The sequence below is a fragment of the Streptomyces sp. NPDC059456 genome (assembly GCF_042750055.1).
Classification (GTDB): Bacteria; Actinomycetota; Actinomycetes; order Streptomycetales; family Streptomycetaceae; genus Streptomyces.
In genome coordinates, this window is record NZ_JBHYVA010000580.1 from 1 (window position 1) to 5,569 (window position 5,569).

6 protein-coding genes are annotated in these 5,569 nt (G+C 73.5%); 4 read left to right on the forward strand and 2 right to left on the reverse strand.

What is annotated here, in order from left to right; translation table 11 throughout:
* The first annotated feature begins 144 nt into the window (after positions 1-144).
* Positions 145-1,005 carry a bifunctional DNA-formamidopyrimidine glycosylase/DNA-(apurinic or apyrimidinic site) lyase gene (gene mutM, locus ACFXA3_RS33880; RefSeq protein WP_385193242.1) on the forward strand — a complete coding sequence of 287 codons (861 nt, stop codon included), beginning with the start codon at positions 145-147 and terminating at the stop codon, positions 1,003-1,005.
* On the opposite strand, the gene ACFXA3_RS33885 is transcribed toward mutM, so the two are convergent.
* Positions 978-1,355: a winged helix-turn-helix transcriptional regulator gene (locus tag ACFXA3_RS33885; RefSeq protein ID WP_385193244.1), complete on the reverse strand. Its 378-nt coding sequence runs from the start codon at positions 1,353-1,355 to the stop codon at positions 978-980. The two genes, mutM and ACFXA3_RS33885, sit on opposite strands and share 28 nt — an antisense overlap.
* A gap of 99 nt (positions 1,356-1,454) precedes the next feature.
* Complete coding sequence (locus tag ACFXA3_RS33890; protein ID WP_385193246.1) at positions 1,455-2,450, reverse strand: CAP domain-containing protein; 996 nt, start codon at positions 2,448-2,450, stop codon at positions 1,455-1,457.
* A gap of 135 nt (positions 2,451-2,585) precedes the next feature.
* Between ACFXA3_RS33890 and ACFXA3_RS33895 the strand changes: the two genes are divergently transcribed.
* From ACFXA3_RS33895 to ACFXA3_RS33905, 3 genes are all read left to right on the forward strand, one after another.
* The gene (locus ACFXA3_RS33895) at positions 2,586-2,867 is read left to right on the forward strand and encodes an acylphosphatase (protein WP_385193248.1); all 282 of its coding nucleotides are present in this window, start codon (positions 2,586-2,588) and stop codon (positions 2,865-2,867) included.
* A 356-nt stretch (positions 2,868-3,223) separates the two neighbouring features.
* Positions 3,224-3,439 carry a hypothetical protein gene (locus tag ACFXA3_RS33900; RefSeq protein ID WP_030162422.1) on the forward strand — a complete coding sequence of 72 codons (216 nt, stop codon included), beginning with the start codon at positions 3,224-3,226 and terminating at the stop codon, positions 3,437-3,439.
* 187 nt (positions 3,440-3,626) lie between these two features.
* The coding region (locus ACFXA3_RS33905) for an AAA family ATPase (RefSeq protein ID WP_385193250.1) at positions 3,627-5,569 on the forward strand (1,943 nt) is incomplete at its 3' end.

Consider the following 5,569-nt stretch of genomic DNA (forward strand, 5'->3'; position numbering starts at 1 on the left):
TCCCCACACCGGATAACCCAACCATGGGCCAACACCCCCCCCCCCCCGCCCGCGCGGGGGGGGGCGGACCCGTTTCCGGGCCCGGCGGGGAGGCCAGTAGGCTCCCGGGGAACGACCAGAACCGCACCCCTCCGGAGGTCCGCCGTGCCCGAGCTGCCCGAAGTCGAAGTCGTACGGCGCGGCTTGGAACGCTGGGTGGCCGGCCGGACCGTCGAGGCCGTCGAGGTGCTGCACCCGCGCGCGGTACGCCGCCACCCGGCCGGCGCCGCCGATTTCGCGGCGCGGCTGACGGGGGAGACGTTCGGCGTCCCGCAGCGGCGCGGCAAGTACCTGTGGCTGCCCCTGGAGCGGCGGGACCTGTCCGTGCTCGGGCACCTCGGGATGAGCGGCCAGCTCCTCGTCCAGCCCGAGGAGGCCGCCGACGAGAAGCACCTGCGCATCCGCGTACGCTTCCGGGACGGCGCCGGGACCGAGCTCCGCTTCGTCGACCAGCGCACCTTCGGGGGGCTCTCGCTCCACGAGAACACGCCCGACGGGCTGCCCGACGTCATCGCGCACATCGCCCGGGACCCGCTCGACCCGCTGTTCGACGAGGCCGCCTACCACGCGGCGCTGCGCGCCAAGCGGACCACCGTCAAGCGGGCCCTGCTCGACCAGTCCCTGATCAGCGGCGTCGGCAACATCTACGCCGACGAGGCGCTGTGGCGGGCCAGGCTGCACTACGAGCGGCCCACCGCCACGCTGACGCGCCCCCGGAGCACGGAACTCCTCGGCCATGTCCGGGACGTGATGAACGCAGCCCTCGAAGTCGGCGGCACCAGTTTCGACAGCCTCTACGTCAACGTGAACGGGGAGTCCGGCTACTTCGACCGCTCGCTCGACGCCTACGGGCGCGAGGACGAGCCCTGCCGACGCTGCGGCACCCCGATGCGGCGCCGCCCGTGGATGAACCGGTCCAGCTACTTCTGCCCGCGCTGTCAGCGCCCGCCGCGCGTGGCGTCGTAGGACTGCCGGGCGGTCAGCACGCGGGGCATGCTGCCTTCGAGGAAGTGGATGAGCGCGAGCAGCCGGTCGGCGATCTCGACGCCGAGCGGGGTCAGCTCGTAGTCGACGCGCGGCGGGTTCGTCGGCTGCGCCTCGCGGTGGACGATGCCGTCGCGCTCCAGTGCGTGCAGGGTCTGGGAGAGCATCTTCTCGCTCACGCCGTCGACCTTGCGGCGCAGCTCGTTGAAGCGGCACGAGCCGTCGCGCAGGGCGCCCACCGTGAGACTGCCCCAGCGGCCCGTGACGTGCTCCAGGGTCTCCCGCGACGGGCACGCGCGCGCGAAGGCGTCAAACGGCAGTTCTGTCTCCATGCCGACCAGCTTAACTCCGCACAGCGCTTACCAGAAGCTTGCGCTTTCGGCCAGTAAGTGCTCGCGCGGTGCACACGCCGGGCGCCGCGCGCCGGGCGGCTAGAAGCCGAAGTCCTGCGTCCACCAGGGGCCGCCGTCGGCGAAGTAGGCGCCGACGCCGAGGGTGCGGAACTCGCAGTTGAGGATGTTCGCCTTGTGGTCGGGGCTGTTCATCCACGCGTTCATGACCGCCTGGGCGTCGCCCTGGCCGCGCGCGATGTTCTCGCCGCCGAGCCCGCCCAGGCCCGCGTTGGCGGCGCGGTCCCACGGGGTCTTGCCGTCGGGGTCGGTGTGGTCGAAGAAGCCGCGGGTGGCCATGTCCTTGCTGAAGGCCGAGGCCAGCGCGGCGAGCGGCGGGTTCGCCCGGACGGGACCGCAGCCGGCCTGCGCGCGCTCCTGGTTGACCAGGGTGAGCACGGCGGCCTCCTGCGCGGAGTGGCCGTCGTCGGGCTTGGGGGCGGGCGGGACGGAGGGAGCCGGCGGCTTGGGGGCGGCGGTCTTGGGGGCGGCCGTCTTGGGCGCGGCCGTCTTCGGCGCGGCCGGGACCGGCGCGGCAGGAGCCTGTGTGGCCGGGGCCGGTACCCGGACCACCGGGGCCGTGCTCTTCTCGGGCTTCGCCTGCTCCTTCGCGGCCGGGGCCGCGGGCGTGGAGGCGGCCGGGGCCGGTGTGGAGGCGGCGGGGGTGGGCTTGGCAGGTGTGGCGGAGGGGCTCGGCGAGGCCGACGGGGAGGGCGCGGCCGACGGGGTGCGGGAGGCCGAGGGGGACGGGCCGGCCGTGTCGGGGCCCGCGGAGGAGCGGCCGGACAGGCTGGGCAGGCCGCCCCGCTGCTCGGCGACGGGCTTGGCGCTCGGCGAGGCCTCGGCCTGCGGTTTCGGGGCGGGGCCGGCCGCGCTGACGCCGACATAGGGGAAGGACGTACCGACCGGCACCATGCCGGTGGTCACGGCCGCCGTGCCGAGGGCCACGGCCACGGAGACGCCCAGCAGGCCGGTGCGCACGAGGGTGCGGCGCGTGCCGGCGCGGTCCGGCGCGGCGTGGAGTCGGTGGCGTCCCATCGGCGACGTGCCCTTCCGTGAAGTCAAGATCATCCCTTACGCACCCAAATGGGTGAGTTCATTGCTGCGCGACTGTACGCGATGCGCCGCGGGGGCGATGTGAGCCGGACAACCCCGCCCGGATAGCGTTCACGCATGAACGAAGACGTCCGGCTGACCGCCTGGGTGCGCGGCCGCGTACAGAGAGTGGGCTTCCGCTGGTTCACCAGGGCCAATGCCCTGGAGATCGGAGGGGTCGTCGGCTTCGCGCTCAACCTGGACGACGGGCGAGTGCAGGTCGTGGCCGAAGGGCAACGTGAGAATTGCCACCGGCTGCTCGACTGGCTGCGCTCCGCCGACACGCCCGGGAGGGTGGACGGAGTGACAGAGATCTGGGGCACACCGCGCGGTGGCTACGACGACTTCGCGATCCGATGACCGATCGACTGATCATGTACTGATCACATCTCCCGGGGGTCCGCACCCGGCCGGATCTGCAGGTTCGCCGCCGACGCGTTGCCGGGCGGCGCGAAGCGTGGAAGGCTTCGAGTGACGGACGATCTCCAGATCCCTTGGGAGAGCCGGGCTGCCCGCCGATACGGGGCGTGATCGTGTTGACCGTCAAACTTTTTGGTGAGACGCTGGAAGCCCCGCGCACCTGAGCTGTTTGGCAGTACTGGCAGTAGCAAGAAATGCGCGCAGTGACTGACAGTCGCTGCCGGACATCCGCGGGTGCGATTCCCTCACGACCCACACCGCTTCGGTCGGTCACTCAGTGTGGAGGACCATCCATCATGGCAAAGGCGCTTCTCGGTTACGTCGGCGGTTCCGATCCGCGACTCCTCGCCGAGATGCGACGGCTTCAGCAGCGCGTCCAGGACCTCGAGTCCGAGCTCGTACGGATTCAGTCCGAAAACGACGCGCTGAACGCGGCCGCCGCTCAGCACGGAGACTCGCTGCTGGACCGCATCGACATCGACGTACCCCAGGCGGAGCCTGCGCTCACCTGATCCGCTCTCAACTCGTCGTTCGACTCCAGCCCCGCATGATCTGCAAGGGACGCTTCGGCGTCCCTTCTTTCTTTGGGTGCGCTGGGCTCTGGTGCATTGGGCCAGGTGGGGGGCCGCCTCCTGTGACGTCAGTTGTGCCCTGCACCTTCATGGGTGAAACCGAACGCGGAAGGTAGAGTCCGGCGGCGTGCACCTCAAGTCCCTGACCCTCCGCGGCTTCAAGTCGTTTGCCTCCGCAACCACCCTGCGCTTCGAGCCCGGCATCACCTGCGTCGTGGGCCCGAACGGCTCCGGCAAGTCCAACGTGGTGGACGCACTGTCCTGGGTCATGGGGGAGCAGGGCGCCAAATCCCTGCGCGGCGGCAAGATGGAGGACGTCATCTTCGCCGGCACCACCGGGCGCCCGCCGCTCGGCCGGGCCGAGGTGTCGCTGACCATCGACAACTCCGACGGCGCCCTGCCGATCGAGTACGCCGAGGTCACCATCACGCGGATCATGTTCCGCGGCGGCAGCAGCGAGTACCAGATCAACGGCGACACCTGCCGGCTGCTCGACATCCAGGAGCTGCTCTCCGACTCCGGCATCGGCCGCGAGATGCACGTCATCGTCGGCCAGGGCCAGCTGGACTCCGTCCTGCACGCCGACCCGATGGGCCGGCGCGCCTTCATCGAGGAGGCCGCGGGCGTACTCAAACACCGCAAGCGCAAAGAGAAGGCGCTGCGCAAGCTCGACGCGATGCAGGCCAACCTCGCGCGCGTGCAGGACCTGAACGACGAGCTGCGCCGCCAGCTCAAGCCGCTGGGACGCCAGGCCGCGGTGGCCCGGCGGGCCGCCGTCATCCAGGCCGACCTGCGCGACGCACGGCTGCGGCTGCTCGCCGACGACCTGGTCGCGCTGCGGGGTGCGCTCGACGCGGAAATCGCGGACGAGGCGGCGCTGAAGGAGCGCAAGGAGGCGGCCGAGGCGCAGCTGGCGCAGGCACTGCGGTGCGAGGCGGAGCTGGAGGAAACGGTGCGGCAGCTGACGCCGCGGCTCCAGCGGGCCCAGCAGACCTGGTACGAGCTGTCCCAGCTGGCCGAGCGCGTACGGGGGACCGCGTCCCTGGCCGACGCGCGGGTCAGGTCGGCCTCGGCTCCGGCGGAGGAGGAGCGGCGCGGCCGCGATCCCGAGGACATGGAACGGGAGGCCGGGCGGATCCGCGAGCAGGAGGCGGAGCTGACGGCCGCGCTGGAGGCGGCTTCGCGGGCCCTGGAGGACACCGTGGAGCACCGGGCCGGGCTGGAGCGGTCGCTGGCCGAGGAGGAGCGGCGGCTGCGGGACGCCGCGCGGGCCATCGCCGACCGGCGCGAGGGCCTGGCCCGGCTCACCGGACGGCTGGGCGCCGCCCGCTCCCGGGCCGGCGCCGCACAGGCGGAGATCGAGCGGCTGGTGGCGGCGCGGGACGGGGCCGAGACCCGGGCCGCGGCCGCGCAGGAGGAGTACGAGGCGCTGGCCGAGGAGGTCGGCGGGCTCGAAGACCCGGCGGTGGACGAGGAGTACGCGGCGGCGCGGGCGGAACTCGCCGCCGCGGAGGCGGCACTGGCCGAGGCGCGGGACGCGGCGACGGCCGCGGAGAAGTCGAGGGCGGCGGTGGCGGCGCGGCGGGACGCGCTGGCGCTCGGACTGCGCAGGAAGGACGGCACGGGAGCACTGCTGGCGGCGCGGGAGCGGCTGGCGGGGCTGCTGGGGCCGGCGGCGGAGCGGCTGACGGTGTCCCCGGGGTACGAGGTCGCGGTCGCGGCGGCGCTGGGGGCCGCGGCGGATGCGGTGGCCGTGGCGTCGGCGGGTGCGGCGGCCGGAGCCATCCGGCACCTGCGGGAGGCGGATGCGGGGCGGGCCACGTTCCTGATCACCCCGACGGCTCCCCTGCCGGCGCAGGCGGCGGGGCGGCCCGCCGCCGACGCGGACGCCGGGTGCCCGGCGGGGCCGCCGGCCGGGAACCCGTTCCCGGGGCAGGCCGGTGCCGATGCCCGGCTCCGGGCGGACGCACCGGCCGGGATCCCGTTCCCGGGGCAGGTCGTCGCCGCCGACACCGCTCCCCGGACGCAGGCGGGGCCGGACGGGCCGGAGCGGGGCCCGGCCCCGGGGCC